Annotated in this window: 12 protein-coding genes; 8 read left to right on the forward strand and 4 right to left on the reverse strand. The window is 75.2% G+C overall.

Features of this window, described 5'->3' with window-relative positions; translation table 11 throughout:
- Window positions 1-4: 4 nt before the first annotated feature.
- Both J5Y04_RS23765 and pcrA read left to right on the forward strand, forming a co-directional pair.
- Complete coding sequence (locus J5Y04_RS23765; RefSeq protein WP_209414136.1) at window positions 5-691, forward strand: response regulator transcription factor; 687 nt, start codon at window positions 5-7, stop codon at window positions 689-691.
- Window positions 692-852: 161 nt separating this feature from the next.
- Complete coding sequence (gene pcrA / locus J5Y04_RS23770) at window positions 853-3519, forward strand: DNA helicase PcrA (protein WP_245205258.1); 2667 nt, start codon at window positions 853-855, stop codon at window positions 3517-3519.
- 60 nt (window positions 3520-3579) lie between these two features.
- Here the strand turns inward: pcrA and J5Y04_RS23775 are convergent, their stop codons facing one another.
- Window positions 3580-4389 (reverse strand): M23 family metallopeptidase, encoded by an 810-nt coding sequence (locus J5Y04_RS23775; RefSeq protein WP_209414108.1) that lies wholly within the window; start codon window positions 4387-4389, stop codon window positions 3580-3582.
- Between the two features lie 335 nt (window positions 4390-4724).
- Here J5Y04_RS23775 and J5Y04_RS23780 point away from each other — a divergent pair, with 335 nt between their 5' ends.
- A complete protein-coding gene (locus J5Y04_RS23780) occupies window positions 4725-5132 on the forward strand; it encodes a cobalamin B12-binding domain-containing protein (protein ID WP_148644434.1) in 408 nt (135 codons plus the stop codon).
- Window positions 5133-5194: 62 nt separating this feature from the next.
- On the opposite strand, the gene J5Y04_RS43275 is transcribed toward J5Y04_RS23780, so the two are convergent.
- Window positions 5195-6781: a DUF5691 domain-containing protein gene (locus J5Y04_RS43275; RefSeq protein WP_209414109.1), complete on the reverse strand. Its 1587-nt coding sequence runs from the start codon at window positions 6779-6781 to the stop codon at window positions 5195-5197.
- Between the two features lie 52 nt (window positions 6782-6833).
- Window positions 6834-8156, reverse strand: coding sequence for an SWIM zinc finger family protein (locus J5Y04_RS23790; protein ID WP_209414110.1), 1323 nt, complete (start codon window positions 8154-8156; stop codon window positions 6834-6836).
- A gap of 176 nt (window positions 8157-8332) precedes the next feature.
- Here J5Y04_RS23790 and J5Y04_RS23795 point away from each other — a divergent pair, with 176 nt between their 5' ends.
- The 5 genes from J5Y04_RS23795 to sucD all read left to right on the forward strand — a co-directional run bounded on the left by J5Y04_RS23795 (window position 8333) and on the right by sucD (window position 15398).
- Window positions 8333-9415 carry an AAA family ATPase gene (locus J5Y04_RS23795; RefSeq protein ID WP_209414111.1) on the forward strand — a complete coding sequence of 361 codons (1083 nt, stop codon included), beginning with the start codon at window positions 8333-8335 and terminating at the stop codon, window positions 9413-9415.
- A 37-nt stretch (window positions 9416-9452) separates the two neighbouring features.
- Window positions 9453-11789: a DUF5682 family protein gene (locus tag J5Y04_RS23800; protein ID WP_209414112.1), complete on the forward strand. Its 2337-nt coding sequence runs from the start codon at window positions 9453-9455 to the stop codon at window positions 11787-11789.
- Between the two features lie 23 nt (window positions 11790-11812).
- Window positions 11813-12985: a VWA domain-containing protein gene (locus tag J5Y04_RS23805; protein WP_209414113.1), complete on the forward strand. Its 1173-nt coding sequence runs from the start codon at window positions 11813-11815 to the stop codon at window positions 12983-12985.
- 339 nt (window positions 12986-13324) lie between these two features.
- Window positions 13325-14497, forward strand: a complete 1173-nt coding sequence (gene sucC, locus J5Y04_RS23810) for an ADP-forming succinate--CoA ligase subunit beta (protein ID WP_209414114.1) — start codon at window positions 13325-13327, stop codon at window positions 14495-14497.
- A gap of 19 nt (window positions 14498-14516) precedes the next feature.
- On the forward strand, window positions 14517-15398 hold the full coding sequence (gene sucD, locus J5Y04_RS23815; RefSeq protein ID WP_209414115.1) for a succinate--CoA ligase subunit alpha: 882 nt from the start codon (window positions 14517-14519) through the stop codon (window positions 15396-15398).
- A 78-nt stretch (window positions 15399-15476) separates the two neighbouring features.
- Here the strand turns inward: sucD and J5Y04_RS23820 are convergent.
- A partial coding sequence (locus tag J5Y04_RS23820) for a sigma-70 family RNA polymerase sigma factor (protein ID WP_209414116.1) occupies window positions 15477-16811 on the reverse strand: 1335 nt, incomplete at its 5' end.

The following is a 16811-nucleotide window of genomic DNA, read 5'->3' on the forward strand; positions in this document are numbered from 1 at the left end:
GCCGATGGGGGTGCCCCCGGCCGACGGCGAGGGGCGGGTCGCGCGGGTCGTGCTGGTCGACGACCACCGGATGTTCCGCACCGGGGTCCGGGCCGAGATCGGGCGCACCGAGGCGACCGGGATCGACGTGGTCGGCGAGGCCGACGACGTCGAGTCGGCGGTCCGGGTGGTCGCCGAGACCAGGCCGGACGTGGTGCTGCTCGACGTCCACCTGCCCGGCGGGGGCGGGGTCGAGGTGCTGCGCCGCTCGGCCGGGCTGATGGGCGAGCAGGGCGGGGTGAAGTTCCTCGCGCTCTCCGTCTCCGACGCCGCCGAGGACGTGATCGGCGTGATCCGCGGCGGTGCCCGCGGTTACGTCACCAAGACCATCACCGGCACCGACCTGGTCAACGCGATCTTCCGGATCTCCGACGGCGACGCGGTGTTCTCGCCCCGGCTGGCCGGTTTCGTGCTGGACGCCTTCGCCGCCACCGACACCCCGCCGGTGGACGAGGACCTCGACCGGCTGACCCAGCGCGAGCGCGAGGTGCTGCGGCTGATCGCGCGCGGCTACGCGTACAAGGAGATCGCCAAGCAGCTCTTCATCTCGGTGAAGACGGTGGAGAGCCACGTCTCGGCGGTGCTGCGCAAGCTCCAGCTGAGCAACCGGCACGAGCTGACCCGCTGGGCCACCGCCCGCCGCCTGGTCTGACGCCCGCTCCGCGGTACGACGTGGGCCCGCCCCTCCGGCTCCGGAGGGGCGGGCCCACGTCGTACCGGCTCCCGGGAAACCCCTGCTCCGGAGGGGTGGCGGAGGCGGCCCCCGTGAACCGGCCCGGGCCTGTCGGTGCGTGGCCATAGACTCGGAGTGCCATGAGTAGCCTCTTTGACGACCTCCCGCTCCCCGGTTTCGAGGCCCCCGCCGCCGGGCCCGCCGCCGGGTCGAAGCAGCAGCCCGCCGCCGCGCCCATTGACGAGGAGCCGCCGCCGTACGAGGACGACGTCCCGTACGACGCGTACGAGGAGGCGATCCCGGAGGGGCTCTTCCGGACCGACCACGCCGCGGAGACCGAGCGGGACTCCTGGTACCGCAACGGCGCCCCCCGCACCGTGGTCGACCCGGCCCAGCTGCTGGAGGGGATGAACGACCCGCAGCGCGAGGCCGTGCTGCACGCGGGCTCGCCGCTGCTCATCGTGGCCGGCGCCGGCTCCGGCAAGACGCGGGTGCTGACCCACCGGATCGCCCACCTGCTGGGCGCCCGCGGGGTGCAGCCGGGCGAGATCCTGGCGATCACCTTCACCAACAAGGCGGCCGGCGAGATGCGCGAGCGCGTCGAGCAGCTGGTCGGGCCGCGGGCCCGGGCGATGTGGGTCTCCACCTTCCACAGCGCCTGCGTGCGGATCCTGCGCCGCGAGTCCAAGCTGCTCGGCTTCACCTCGTCGTTCTCGATCTACGACTCGGCGGACTCGCAGCGGCTGATGTCCCTGGTCTGCCGGGACCTCGACCTCGACCCGAAGCAGTTCCCGCCGAAGTCCTTCACCGCGAAGATCAGCAACCTGAAGAACGAGCTGATCGACGAGGAGACCTACGCGGACCAGGCCGCCAACCCGATGGAGAAGAAGCTCGCCGAGGCGTACTTCCTCTACCAGCGGCGGCTGCGCGAGGCCAACGCGCTCGACTTCGACGACATCATCATGACGACGGTGAACCTGCTCCAGGCCTTCCCCGACGTCGCGGAGCACTACCGGCGGCGGTTCCGGCACATCCTGGTCGACGAGTACCAGGACACCAACCACGCCCAGTACATGCTGGTGCGCGAGCTCAGCGGGGGCGCCGTCGCCAGTGCCCCGAAGCGCACCGTGGACGGGGACTTCGTGAACCCGGCGGCCGGGCGGCTGGCCGAGGTGCCGCCGGCCGAGCTCTGCGTCGTCGGTGACGCGGACCAGTCGATCTACGCCTTCCGCGGCGCGACGATCCGCAACATCCTCCAGTTCGAGGAGGACTACCCGAACGCGACCACGATCCTGCTGGAGCAGAACTACCGCTCCACCCAGACCATCCTGAGCGCCGCCAACGCCGTCATCGAGCGGAACACCAGCCGCCGGGAGAAGAAGCTCTGGACGGCCGGCGACCACGGCGAGAAGGTCGTCGGGTACGTCGCGGACGACGAGCACGGCGAGGCCCAGTTCATCGCCGACGAGATCGACCGGCTGACCGACGCGGGCGACGCCAAGCCCGGCGATGTCGCGATCTTCTACCGGACCAACGCGCAGTCCCGTGTGTTCGAGGAGGTGTTCATCCGGGTCGGCCTGCCCTACAAGGTGGTCGGCGGGGTGCGCTTCTACGAGCGCAAGGAGGTCAGGGACGTCCTGGCGTACCTGCGGGTGCTCTCCAATCCGGAGGACACCGTGCCGCTGCGCCGGATCCTCAACGTGCCCAAGCGAGGCATCGGCGAGCGGGCCGAGGCGATGATCGACGCGCTGGCCTCGCGCGAGCGGATCTCCTTCGCGCAGGCGCTCCAGCGGGTGGACGAGGCGTACGGGATGGCCGCGCGCTCGGCGAACGCGGTGCGCAAGTTCAACGAGCTGATGGCCGGGCTGCGGCAGGTCGTCGCCTCGGGCGCCGGGCCGGCCGCGGTGCTGGAGGCGGTGCTGGAGGAGACGGGGTACCTCGCCGAGCTCCAGTCCTCGACCGACCCCCAGGACGAGACCCGGGTGGAGAACCTCCAGGAGCTCGCGTCGGTGGCCCTGGAGTACGAGCAGGACCCTGGCGAGCGGCCCGACGCGGGCGAGGACGGTGCGCCGCCGGTCGGCTCGCTGGCCGACTTCCTGGAGCGGGTCGCGCTGGTCGCCGACTCCGACCAGATCCCGGACGAGGACGAGGAGGGGCAGGGCGTCATCACGATGATGACCCTGCACACCGCCAAGGGCCTGGAGTTCCCGGTGGTCTTCCTGACCGGCATGGAGGACGGGATCTTCCCGCACATGCGGGCGCTCAACCAGGTCAAGGAGCTGGAGGAGGAGCGGCGGCTCGCGTACGTCGGGCTCACCCGCGCGCGGGAGCGGCTCTACCTGACCCGCTCGGTGCTGCGCAGCGCCTGGGGCCAGCCCTCGTACAACCCGGCCTCGCGGTTCCTGGAGGAGATCCCGGAGAACCTGGTGGAGTGGAAGCGGACGGGGGCGGCCCCGGTGCCGGCCTCGCGCGGGTACTCCTCGGGGTCGTCCTGGGGCGGCAGGTCCACCGGCTCGGGCTTCGGCGGCTCGGGTGGTTCCGGCGGGTCCTCGCGCGGCGGGGCGCGCGGCGGGGCTGCGGCCTCGCCGAAGGCGGGCTGGGGGCAGTCGGCGCGGCGGGCCGGCGCGGCCGTCGAGCGGGAGGTCGTGGCCCTGGCGGTCGGGGACCGGGTCACCCACGACACCTTCGGGCTGGGCACGGTGGTGGCCACCACGGGCGTCGGGGACAAGGCGCAGGCCACCGTCGACTTCGGGACGGAGGGGCGCAAGCAGCTGCTGCTGCGGTACGCGCCGGTGGAGAAGCTCTGACGGCCGGCGGCCCGGGGGTCGCCGGCCGGGCAGCCGGTGCCCGGACGGCCGGCGGCTCGGTCAGCGCGGGTCCAGGCCGTTGGCGAGGAACCACGGCAGCGGGTCGACCGGCCCGCTGCCGCCGGGCGGCCGGATCTCGAAGTGCAGGTGCGGCCCGGTGCTGTTGCCGCTGCTGCCGACGAAGGCGATGACGTCGCCCTGCTTCACCGGCCCCTTGCGGATCTTGTACGCCCGCAGGTGGCAGTACCAGGCCTCGGTGCCGTCGGACATCTTCAAGATCGTCATGTAGCCGTACGACGGGTTCCACTGCGTGCGGATCGTGCCGTCGGTGACGGCCATGACCGGGGTGCCGCCGTCGACGGGGAAGTCGATCCCGGTGTGGCGGTTGGCCCAGTGGGTGCCGGCCTCCCCGAACAGCTCGCCGAGGCCGTGCTGGGCGACCGGCATGACCACCTTGGGCTGGGCCGGTTCGGCGGTGGGCTCGGCGGCCGGCTGGGCAGCCGGGGCGGGGGCGGGCTGGTCGCCGGAGAGCGGCTGGCGGGCGTCGCCGCGGGAGGCCTGGCCGGCGCCGTCCACGGCGAGCGCCTGCTGGGCGGCGGCTCGGGCGGGCGCGTTGTCCGGCGCGTCCGCGGCCGTGGCCTGCTCGGGAACCAGGCCGGCGGCCTGGGTGCGCTGCTGGCCGGCCTCGCCCTGGACGGTGACGGCGGCGGCCGCCGCCACTCCGAGCGCGGCCACCGAGGGCAGGGCGACGCGCAGCAGCGCCGTCCGGGTGGCGGCCTTGGCGGCGCCGCGGCGCTGGGCGCGCGACTGCTCGCGGGCGGCCAGGCGCAGCTCCGCCCGGGTCGGGCGGGCGGCGGCGTCGGGAGCCATCGGGGGCTGCCTCCTCGGTGGGCCTCGGGCACGTCGTCGGGCGAGGGGAAAACTGCCGAGACTGTAGCCGTAACGCCGACATGCGGACAAAAGTCCGTAAGTCAAGAGGGGAGTTGGCGGGCCGTGGACGGATTTTTGCGGGCCCGCCGGTGGAAGACTCGAGGTGACCGGCGGGTAGCAAGCGGTTGGGCTGTGATTTTCCCCTCCTCTTGAGGGGCGGCACGGTCGGCGGGGCCGGGTGGCGCTAACCTCCCCTCAGGTTTGTTATTGGTGGTTAACCGCGCCCGTGCCCGACGAGGTCTGGGGTGGTGGACGACGAAGTCCAGGAGGCAGTGATGGGTGTGTCAGGGCCGATCCGTGTGGTGGTCGCCAAGCCCGGGCTCGACGGTCACGACCGCGGCGCCAAGGTCATCGCGCGTGCCCTGCGCGACGCCGGTATGGAGGTCATCTACACCGGCCTGCACCAGACGCCCGAGCAGATCGTCGACACCGCGATCCAGGAGGACGCGGACGGCATCGGGCTGTCGGTCCTCTCCGGCGCGCACATGACGCTCTGCGCGCGGGTGCTGGAGCTGCTGAAGGAGCGCGAGGCGGAGGACATCAAGGTCTTCTGCGGCGGGATCATCCCGGACGAGGACATCGTCGAGCTCAAGGCCATGGGCGTCGCCGACATCTTCACCCCGGGCACGCCGACCCGGGACGTGGTGGCGTGGGTCGAGGCGAACCTCCGGGCCGCCGGCTAGGAACGCCGCCCGACGGGCCGGTACGGGGATCACCCCCGTACCGGCCCGCGTGCGTTCCCGGGTCAGGCGCCGAGCTCGGCGAGCATGGCCTCGCGGAACCGCAGCGTGGCGGCCAGCCGGGTGAAGGTCTCGGCCCAGGCGGTGGCCGGGGCGGTGCCGGCGGCCAGCTCCTCGACGGCGGCGGCGGTCCCGGGGGCGAGTGCGCGCTCGGTCATCCCGAGCACCCCGCTGTGGCTCCACGGGTACGCGCCGGAGGCGGCGGCCCGGGCGAGGGCGGCGACCACGGCGGTGGAGAGCGGCGGCGTCCACGGGGTGGCGCAGGCGCCGAGCAGTTGGAAGGCCTCGCCGAGGCCGTGCACCTCGATGAACGCGGCCGTCCAGGCGGCGCGTTCGGCGGGGGGCAGGACGGAGAGCAGCTTGGCGGGGGCGCCCGTCGTCCGGGGCGGGCGGGCCCGCCGGTGGTCCGGTGCGGGGACGGGGGCCGGGCCGAGGAGCGCCCGGGCCCAGCCGGCGTCCTGCTGGCGGACGGCGGCCCGGGCCCAGGCCTCGCGCAGGTCGTCGGCCCAGCTGCTGTTGGTCTCGTCGATGCTGTCGCCGACCCGCAGGGTGAGGAGCTCGCCCGGGGTCAGGCCGGTGGTCTCGTGCCAGACGGACAGCGGTGCCGCGGCGATCACCTCGCCGAACCACCAGGCCCGTTCGCCGCGCCCGGTCGGCGACCTGAGCGGTATGCCGTCGCGCTGCATCGCCGGGTCGCATTCGGCGGGCGGGGTGACCAGCAGGTGCGTGCCGCGTTCGGAGAGGCGGACGGCGGCCCGGGCGCGTTCGGCCATGCGGTCGGCGAGGGTGGAGCCGGGGAGCGTCGAGAGCAGTTCGGCGGCGGTGGCGCGGACGTTCTTGCTGCGGTCGCCGAGGGCGGCTTCCAGGAAGGGCTCGTCCGCGAGGGAGAGGCCGTCCTGGAGGGCGTCCAGGAAGAGCAGGCGGTCCTCGGCGCGCTCGCCGGGCCAGGTGCTCCGGAGCAGGGCGAGGCCGGCGGCGGGCTCGCTGCGGCGGAGCAGCGTGAGGTGGGTGACGCGCTCGGCGAAGAGGCCCTCGTGCCAGAGGCGGTCGTCGCCGGGCCCGGCGGTGCCGGCGGGTGCTCCGGCGGTGGTGCGCAGGACGAAGCGCCAGTCGGGGTTGCGGGGGGCGAGCCAGCGGCCGAGCGGCCCGGCCAGGGCGACCGCGTCGGGCCGCAGCTCGCTGCGGGCGCGGGCGGCGTCGAGCAGCGCCGGGACGAGCACGGCGGGCGGGCGGAAGCCGCGGGCCCGGGCGGTGGCGAGCCACTGGGGGAGCAGTTCGGCGAGGCCGGCCAGGGCGGCGGTGCCGGTGCCGCGGGTGCCGAGGAGGACGGAGAGGCGGCGGGCGGCGGGGGCGGGGAGCTCGGGGCGGTCGTCCTCGGGGGCGGGGGCGGCGAGGGGCCCGGCGACGGGGGTGGGGACGGCGCCGGCCCGGCGGCGGACGGTCTCCAGGGCGGCGAGTTCGAGGAGGGCGGTGGCGGGGTCGGTGCGGTCGATGGCCTGGTGGGCGGGGGACTCGCCGTGGAGCTCGGGGAGCGCGCGGCGGTCGGTGCCTAGGAGGGCGGTAGTGCGGAGGGACTCCCAGGGGTCGGGCACGTGGGCTCCTGAGGTTGTGGTGTGGGTGGTGCGGGCGCTCGGCGGGCGCCGGTTACGGGGTGGTGAGGTTGATCGGGCGGTGGTCGGGGCCCCAGGCGGTGACGGGGGTGAAGCCCCGGTGACCGTGCTCGCCGAAGACGGTGAGGGGGCGGCCGGTGGAGACGGCGGCGAGCCGCCAGAGGGCGGGCTCGGGGGTGGCGGCGCGGTGGACGGGGAGGGTGTGCCGGCCGTCGGTGAGGTGCCAGCCGTCGGGGGTGAGGACGGGGACGGTGGCGGTGAGGACGGTGGGCCAGGCGTCGAGCCAGGGGTCGTCGGCGACGGCGGTGCCGTACCCGGCGACGGCCTCGGCGGCGGTGAGGCCGGGCGGCGGGGTGGCGGGGCCGGGCTCGGGGGCGCCGTAGCGGGTGCCGAGGACGGCGCGCAGCGGACGGGCGCCGGGGTGGAAGGCGAGGTCGGCTTCGAGGACGTGGCCGGTGGGGAGGGCGAGGTCGGGGGCCTGGCCGGGGCGGCCGAAGGCGAGCAGGAGGGCGGTGCGGCCGGTCTTGGCGCCGCGCAGCCAGAGGCGGCGGGTGGTGAGGCGGTCGTCGGCGCCGCCGTCCATCGGCGAGGTGCGGCTGCCGAGGACGTGCCAGCGGTCGCGGACGGTCGGGCCGGACAGGAGGTCGGCGGTGTCCGTGGTGTAGCCGACCCGGGCGCGGACGGTGGCGGCGAGCGGGGCGGGCAGTTCGTCGACCCGGGTGGCGGCGGTGGCGAGCAGGTGGAGCATGGCGTACTCCTCGAGGAGGTGTTGCTGGGGGGTGCTGTCGAGTTCGCGGACGCGGGCGGCGAGGCCGGTCGCCTGGGCGTCGACCATGCGGGCCGCGACCTCCTCCCAGGGGCCGCCGGCGGACCGGTCGGCCAGGCCGTGGCGGATCCGGTCGGTCAGTCGCAGCCGCAGTTCGGCGGCGCCGGCGGCGACCCGGGCGGAGCGCTTCTCGGCGCGCCGGCGGGCGGCGGCCGGGTCGGCGGGGGCCTCGGGCCGGACGGGGCGCAGCCCGGCCCGTTCCCGTCGCGCCGTCAGCCAGTCGGACGCCCAGTCGGTGGGCTCGGCGGCCGGGACGGCCCCGGGGGTGCCGCTCCAGAGCAGCAGCAGCCCGAGGGCGTGCTTGCAGGGGAACTTCCGGCTCGGGCAGGTGCACGTGTAGGCGGGCGTGGCCAGCTCGACCACCGTCCGGTAGGGCGTGCGCCCGCTGCCGCCGCACTCGCCCCAGAGCGCGCTGCCGTCGGTGCCCGTGGCCGACCAGGACGCGGGCGAGGAGAGCTTGCCCGCCGCCTTCCGCGAGGCGGCGTCGGGCGCCAGGGACAGGACGTGTTCGGTGCTCCAGCGTTCCTCCATGCCGACGACGGTAGATCCGGGGACTGACAGTCCCGGTGGCCGAACTGAGGTCCGGTCAGGATTGTCAGTGGGCCGGTGCAGGCTTGTTCCCGCAGGCCGGGACGCCGACCTGGCTCCCCCCGATCACCTCGCCGCCCGCCACGGGTGTGTCCGGCGGCCGACCCGAAGGAGCCCCTATGACCGACGTTCTGCGGCAGCACGCGGAGCACGCCTTCGCGGCGGAGCTGGCCGCGCTGGCCGCGCAGGACGACCGTCCGCGCCCCGAACGCTGGAAGCTGTCCCCGTGGGCGGTGGCCACCTACCTGCTGGGCGGCGAACTGCCGGACGGAACGGTGGTCACGCCCAAGTACGTCGGGCCGCGCCGGGTGGTCGAGGTCGCCGTGACGACGCTGGCGACGGACCGCGCGCTGCTGCTGCTCGGCGTGCCGGGGACGGCGAAGACGTGGGTGTCGGAGCATCTCGCGGCCGCGGTCAGCGGCGATTCGACGCTGCTGGTGCAGGGCACGGCCGGTACGCCGGAGGAGGCCCTCCGGTACGGGTGGAACTACGCGCAGCTGCTGACCAACGGGCCGAGCCGGGAGGCGCTGGTGCCGTCGCCGCTGATGCGGGCGATGACGGACGGGAAGATCGCCCGGGTCGAGGAGCTGACCCGCATTCCGGCCGACGTGCAGGACAGCCTGATCACCATCCTGTCGGAGAAGACGCTGCCGGTGCCGGAGCTGGGTGGCGAGACGCAGGCGGTGCGGGGCTTCAACCTGATCGCCACCGCCAACGACCGGGACCGCGGCGTGAACGAGCTGTCGAGCGCCCTGCGCCGGCGGTTCAACACCGTGGTGCTGCCACTGCCCGGCTCGCTGGAGGAGGAGGTGGAGATCGTCACCCGGCGGGTCGGCCAGCTCGGCCGCTCGCTGGAGCTGCCCGAACTGCCCGGCGGCGCCGAGGAGATCCGGCGGGTGGTCACCGTCTTCCGCGAGCTCCGGGCCGGGGTCACGGTGGACGGCCGGACGAAGGTGAAGTCGCCGAGCGCCACCCTGTCGACGGCCGAGGCGATCTCGGTGGTGACCAACGGCATGGCGCTGGCCGCGCACTTCGGGGACGGCGTGCTGCGGGCCGGGGACGTCGCCGCCGGTGTGATCGGGGCCGTCGTGCGCGATCCGGCGGCCGATCAGGTGGTGTGGCGCGAGTACGTCGAGGGCGTGCTGCGGGAGCGTGACGGCTGGAAGGACTTCTACCGCGCCGCCCGAGAGAACGCCCGCTGATCGCATCGCAGTTCGACGTTGGAGGAGGGAGGGCGCGATGAGCGAGCGGAACGGTGCAGAGGTGACCCTGCTGGGGGTGCGGCACCACGGGCCCGGTTCGGCCCGCGCGGTGGCGGCCGCGCTGGAGCGGCTGGAGCCGGACGTGGTGCTGGTCGAGGGCCCGCCGGAGGCCGATCCGATCATCGGGCTGGCGGGCGAGAAGACGATGGTGCCGCCGGTCGCCCTGCTCGCCCACGCCGTGGACGACCCGGCCCGCGCCGCGTTCTGGCCGTACGCCGAGTTCTCCCCGGAGTGGGTGGCGATCCGGTACGGCGTCGACGCCGGACTGCCGGTGCACTTCATCGACCTCCCGGCGGCGTACGGCCTCGCGGCGGACACCGGCGCCGGGGAGGGGGCCGGCGGCGCGGGCGCGGAGGAACGGCCGGGGGACCCGATCGGGCTGCTCGCCGAGGCCGCCGGCCACGACGACCCGGAGCGCTGGTGGGAGGACGTGGTCGAGCACCGCTCGCCCGGCGCCGACGCACTGGCCCCGTTCGCCGCGGTGGCCGAGGCGATGACGGCGCTGCGCGAGGCCGGGGTGGCGGGCGGCGCCGCCCGGCGGGACGACCTGCGCGAGGCGTACATGCGCCGGCAGATCAGGGCCGCCAAGCGGGCCGGGCACCGGCGGATCGCCGTGGTCTGCGGCGCCTTCCACGTGCCCGCACTGGCCGCCATGCCGACCGTCGCCCACGACCGGGCCCTGCTGGCCGGCCTGCCGAGGAAGGTGAGGACCGACATCACCTGGGTGCCCTGGACGCACCGCCGGCTCGCGCAGGCCGGCGGCTACGGCGCCGGGATCGTCTCGCCGGGCTGGTACCGCCACCTGTTCGCGGAACCGGGCGACCCGCTGCCCTCCTGGCTGACCAGGGCCGCCGAGCTGCTCCGGGCCGAGGACCACCCGGTCTCCTCCGCCCACGTCATCGAGGCCGTCCGGCTGGCCCGGACGCTCGCCGTGGTCCGCGGCCGCCCGCTGGCCGGCCTGGCCGAGACGCTGGACGCCGTCCGCGCGGTGATGTGCGACGGCTCGGACGTCGCCCTCGCCCTGGTGCAGGACCGGCTGGTGATCGGAGACGCGCTCGGCGAGGTCCCGGACGGCGCCCCGGCGGTGCCCCTCCAGCGGGACCTCACCGGGCTCCAGCGCTCGCTGCGGCTCAAGCCCGGTCCGGAGCCGCGCGAGCTCGACCTGGACCTGCGCGAGGAGACCGGCGCGGCCCGCTCCCGGCTGCTGCACCGGCTGCGGCTGCTCGGCATCGACTGGGGCGTGCCCGTCCGGTCCGCGGTGAGCTCGACGGGCACGTTCCGCGAGAGCTGGCGGCTCTGCTGGCAGCCCGATTTCGCCGTCCGGATCGCCGAGGCCGCCCAGTGGGGCACCACGGTCGAGGCCGCGGCGGCCGGGAAGGCCGCCGCCACGGCCCGGGCGGCGACGGAACTCGCCGAGCTGACCGGCCTGGTGGAGACCTGCCTGCTCGCCGGGCTCGGCGGCGCCCTGCCGGCGGTGATGCGGGTGCTCGCCGACCGCGCCGCGCTGGACACCGACGTCGCCCACCTCGCCGGCGCGCTGCCCGCGCTGGTCCGCGCACTGCGCTACGGCGACGTCCGCGGCACCGACGACGGTGCGCTCGCCGGGGTCGCGGCCGGCCTCGCCGACCGGATCTGCGTCGGCCTGCCGCCCGCCTGCACCGGGTTGGACGCCACCCGCGCGGCGGCGATGCGCGGCCACCTCGACGAGGTGCACGGCGCGATCGGCCTGCTGGCACCGGACGGCGACCTCGCCGAGCGGTGGGCCGCCACCCTGCGGGCGGTCGCCCGCCGCGAACCGGCCGGCGGCCCCGCCACCGGCGCCCCCGGCCTGCTGCGCGGCCGCGCCGTCCGGCTGCTGCTGGACGACGGACGCCTCGACCCCGAGGAGGCCGGCCGCCGCATGGGCCTGGTCCTCTCGGCCGCCAACTCCCCGGCCGACGCGGCCGGCTGGGTCGAGGGCTTCCTCGCGGGCGGCGGCGCCCTGCTGCTGCACGACCCGCGCCTGCTGGGCCTGCTCGACGCCTGGCTGACGGCGGTGCCGACCGAGGCCTTCACCGACGTGCTGCCGCTGCTGCGCCGCACCTTCTCCGCCCTGGAGGCGGGCGTCCGGACCACCGTCGGCAGCCGGGTCGCGGCCGGCCCGCTCGGCGCCGAGCCGGCGGCGGACGACGACACCGGTCCCGGGCTCGACCGGGCCCGGGCCGACGCCGCCCTGCCGGTGGTCGCGACACTGCTCGGCCTGCCCGGCCGCCCGGCCGACCCCGGCGGCGGCGTGGCACGCATCCCGCGCCAGGCCGCCGGCCGCGACACCTGACCGCAGACCACGAAGGAGCACCGATGGCAGTGACCACCCCCCTCGCCGCCGAGGAGCGGCTGCGCCGCTGGCGGCTGGTGCTCGGCGGCGAGGCGGACGGCACGGGCTGCACCCTGCGCGGCCGGGACGCCGCGATGGACGGCGCGCTCGGCGCGCTCTACCGCGGGGCGCCCGAGGAGGGCCGGGCGGGCCGGGCGGGTCGCCGCGGCGCGGGCCTGGGCGCCTCGGCGCCGCAGGTGGCGCGCTGGCTGGGCGACATCCGCGCGTACTTCCCGTCCACCGTCGTCCGGCTGATGCAGCAGGACGCCATCACCCGGCTCGGCCTGGACCGGCTGCTGTTGGAGCCGGAGATGCTGGAGGCCGTCGAGCCCGACGTCCACCTGGTCGCCACCCTGCTCTCGCTCAAGCACGCGCTGCCCGAGACGACCCGGGAGACGGCCCGCGCGGTGGTCGGCAGGGTGGTCGCCGAGCTGGAGCGCCGGCTCGCCGACCGCACCCGCGCCACCCTGGGCGGCGCGCTGGACCGCAGTGCCAGGGTGAACCGCCCGCGCCACCGCGACATCGACTGGGACCGCACCATCCGGGCCAACCTGAAGAACCACCTGCCCGAGCACGGCACGGTCGTCCCCGAGCGGCTGGTCGGCCACGCCCGGGCCCGGCGCGCGGTGAGGAAGGACGTCATCCTCTGCGTCGACCAGTCCGGCTCGATGGCCCCGTCCGTCGTGCACGCGGCCGTCTTCGGCGCGGTGCTCGCCTCGATGAGGTCGCTGGACACCCGCCTGGTCGTCTTCGACACCGCGGTGGCCGACCTCACCGAGCAGCTCACCGACCCGGTGGACGTCCTGTTCGCCACGCGGCTCGGCGGCGGCACCGACATCAACCGGGCGCTCGCCTACTGCCAGTCGAGGATCACCCGCCCGTCGGAGACGGTCGTGGTGCTGATCAGCGACCTCTACGAGGGCGGCGTCCGGGACGGGATGCTCAAGCGGGTGGCGGCGATGAAGGCGGCCGGTGTCCAGTTCATCGCGCTGCTCGCGCTCTCCGACGAAGGCGCCCCCGCGTACGACCACGCGCACGCGGCGGCGCTGGCCGCGCTCGGAGCCCCCGCGTTCGCCTGCACCCCCGACGCCTTCCCGGAGATCATGGCGGCGGCGATCGAGCGGCGGCCGATCCCGGTGCCGGAGCGGGAAACCTGATCACCCGGGGTGCGGGTTCACCCGGACGAGCGAACCCGCACCCGCCCGGACCCCCCGGTTCCGCCCGCCCGCTGAGCAGGGCGCCCGACACGCGGAGGCAGGCTCGCTGTGACGGTTCTCACCCAAGACGGGCCGGTCCCGGGCGAAACACTCCCGTCGTCCGGGGATAACCTGCCAGACGGACGTGACGCGCGTGTTGATTGACGTGTGCGCCCGTGGCTGTGTGGGCCGCAAGGCCGTACTTCTGCGTACCCGCACCGCCCCGACGACCCGCAGCGAAGATCCTGCCGTGGCACGCTCGTAGAGACACAATCCGCGACCACGAACAAGGACAAACACGTGGACCTGTTCGAGTACCAGGCGAGGGACCTCTTCGCCAAGCACGGTGTTCCCGTGCTTGACGGTGATGTCATCGAGACCGCCGCAGACGCTGCCGCCATCGCGGAGCGCTTCGGCGGCCGCGCCGTCGTCAAGGCTCAGGTGAAGGTGGGTGGCCGAGGCAAGGCCGGTGGCGTGAAGCTCGCCGCCGACCCGGCGGACGCCGTCGCCAAGGCCGAGGCGATCCTCGGCATGGACATCAAGGGCCACACCGTTCACAAGGTGATGCTGGCCCAGACCGCGGACATCAAGGACGAGTACTACGTCTCGTTCCTGCTGGACCGCACCAACCGCACCTTCCTGGCCATGGCCAGCGTCGAGGGCGGTGTGGAGATCGAGGTCGTCGCCGAGCAGAACCCCGACGCGCTCGCCAAGATCCCGGTCGACGCCAACGAGGGTGTCACCCCGGAGAAGGCCGCCGAGATCGTCGCCGCCGCGAAGTTCCCGGCCGAGATCGCGGACCAGGTCGCCGACGTCCTGCAGAAGCTCTGGGTCGTCTTCATCAAGGAGGACGCCCTCCTGGTCGAGGTCAACCCGCTGATCAAGTCCGGCGACGGCAAGATCATCGCGCTCGACGGCAAGGTCTCCCTGGACGAGAACGCCGAGTTCCGCCAGCCCGAGCACGAGGCGCTCGAGGACAAGGCCGCCGCCAACCCGCTGGAGGCGGCGGCGAAGGCCAAGGGCCTGAACTACGTCAAGCTCGACGGCGAGGTCGGCATCATCGGCAACGGCGCGGGTCTCGTCATGAGCACCCTCGACGTGGTCGCCTACGCGGGCGAGAAGCACGGCGGCGTCAAGCCCGCCAACTTCCTCGACATCGGTGGCGGCGCCTCCGCCGAGGTGATGGCCAACGGCCTGGAGATCATCCTGGGCGACCCCGACGTCAAGTCGGTCTTCGTCAACGTCTTCGGTGGCATCACCGCGTGCGACGCCGTGGCCAACGGCATCGTGCAGGCCCTGGAGCTGCTCTCGTCGAAGGGCGAGGCCGTCACCAAGCCGCTCGTCGTCCGTCTCGACGGCAACAACGCGGAGCTGGGTCGCAAGATCCTCGACGACGCGAACCACCCGCTGGTCCAGCGCGTGGACACCATGGACGGCGCGGCCGACCGCGCCGCCGAGCTGGCCAACAAGTAAGGAAGGGGACTTTCACACCATGGCTATCTTCCTTACCAAGGACAGCAAGGTCATCGTTCAGGGCATGACCGGCGCCGAGGGCATGAAGCACACCCGCCGCATGCTCGCCTCCGGCACCCAGATCGTCGGCGGTGTCAACCCGCGCAAGGCCGGCACCACGGTCGACGTCGACGGCACCGAGATCCCGGTCTTCGGCTCCGTCGCCGAGGCCATGAAGGAGACCGGCGCCGACGTCTCCGTCCTCTTCGTGCCGCCGGCCTTCACCAAGGCCGCCGTCATCGAGGCCATCGACGCCGAGATCGGCCTGGCCGTCGTCATCACCGAGGGCGTCCCGGTGCACGACACCGCCGCCTTCTGGGCCTACGCCGGTTCGAAGGGCAACAAGACCCGGATCATCGGCCCGAACTGCCCCGGCCTGATCAGCCCCGGACAGTCGAACGCCGGCATCATCCCGGCCGACATCACCACCTCCGGCAAGATCGGCCTGGTCTCGAAGTCGGGCACCCTGACCTACCAGCTCATGTACGAGCTGCGCGACATCGGCTTCTCCTCGGCCGTGGGCATCGGCGGTGACCCGGTCATCGGCACCACCCACATCGACGCCCTCAAGGCGTTCCAGGAGGACCCGGAGACCGAGCTCATCGTCATGATCGGTGAGATCGGCGGCGACGCCGAGGAGCGTGCCGCGGCCTACATCGCCGAGCACGTCACCAAGCCGGTCGTCGGCTACGTCGCGGGCTTCACCGCCCCCGAGGGCAAGACCATGGGCCACGCCGGCGCCATCGTCTCCGGCTCCTCGGGCACCGCCCAGGCGAAGAAGGAGGCCCTTGAGGCCGCCGGTGTCAAGGTCGGCAAGACGCCGTCCGAGACCGCCCGCCTGGCGCGCGAGCTCATCGGCTGACGCCACCCGCTCGTCGAGCGCCCCCGTCCGGAATCCCGGGCGGGGGCGCTCGCCGTTGCGGCGGCCGGCCGGCGGGTCTCAGTGGTCGGTCGCGCAGGGACGCAGGGACCAGAGGGTGCACGCGGCCGGGCCGGGCGGGGGCAGGGCGTCGGCGGAGCGCCCCGCGGCCGGCAGCTCCCACAGGCGGCCCCCGGGCGGCGGCGGGTCGACCACCACCGGTTCGACGCCCGGCGTGGTGCTGCACCAGAGGCTGCGCACGCCCGTGACCGGGGCGTCCGGGGGAGCGGGGACGGCGCCGTCGGCCGCCGGAGCGCAGAGCGTCGGGGCGGGCGCCCCGCCGGGCCGGAACAGCTTGCCCGGCCCGCCGCCGGCCAGCGTCGCGACCGCGGCACCGGCGACGGCCACCGAGATCAGCGCCGCCGCGCCCGTCCGGGTGGCGGAGGCCAGCCCGTACCGGGCCCGCAGCAGGGGCACCGCAGGGCGGTGCGGCTGCGGGCAGCCGCGGACCGCCGCCCGGTGCAGCAGCGCGCTCAGCCGGTCCGCGAAGCCGTCCGCCGCCGGGTCCGGCCCGGCCAGCTCCGGCACCCACTGCGCCAGCGCCGTCCGGGCCGCCCAGACCCGGCCCTCGGCGGCCGCCAGCGTCGACTCCACCTCGACGGCCACCGCGGCGGCCGGCAGGCCCAGGCCGTCGTGCAGCACCAGCGCCCGGCGCTGCGGGCGGGAGAGCCGCTTGAGCGCCTTGAGCAGCGCGCGGTCCCGGTCGGTCAGCCGGTCGTGGTCCGGCAGCACCGCCTGCGACTCGTCGGCCGGGCGGACCTTGATCCGGCGGTGCGGCAGCCGCCACGCGTGCGCCCGGCGCGGACCGCCCCGGTGCCACGGCGACAGCGCCGCCTCACAGGCCCGCGCCCGCACCCACCCCTCCGGGTCGGGGCCGGCGGCGACGTCGTCCCACTGCCGCCGCGCCTCGCCGAAGGCCCGCTGGACGCAGTGCGCGGCGCGGTGCCGGCACGCGGTGAGGAGGAAGACCTGCTGGACGAGGCGGGTGTGGGCGGACTCGTACAGCTCCTCGAAGGCCGGGGCCGCCGCGGTCGTGGCGTCCTTGCGGGGCAGGGGCCCGGGCTCCGGCCGGTCGTGCTCCCCGCGCCGGGGCGCGGCGTCCGGCCTGCCGTCCGGACCGCCGGTCCGCCGGGCCGGGGCCGTGGTGCTCCGCTGCCCGTTCACGGGGGCCGGCCGCCCGCCCGCCGGCGCACGGCGGTCGGTGGGCGCGGCGGTGGGCGCGGCGGTGGGTGCCGGGTCGGTGCGGGGCGGTGCGGGTGCGGTGGCGGGAGTCGGGTCGGCGTGTGCGGCGGCGGGCGCGGCGGCCGGGGGCGCCTCGGCCTCTCCCGGGCGGCCTCCGGCCGGGCCCGGCCGCCC

Source organism: Kitasatospora sp. RG8, from assembly GCF_017813315.1.
In the GTDB taxonomy this organism is placed as follows: domain Bacteria; phylum Actinomycetota; class Actinomycetes; order Streptomycetales; family Streptomycetaceae; genus Kitasatospora.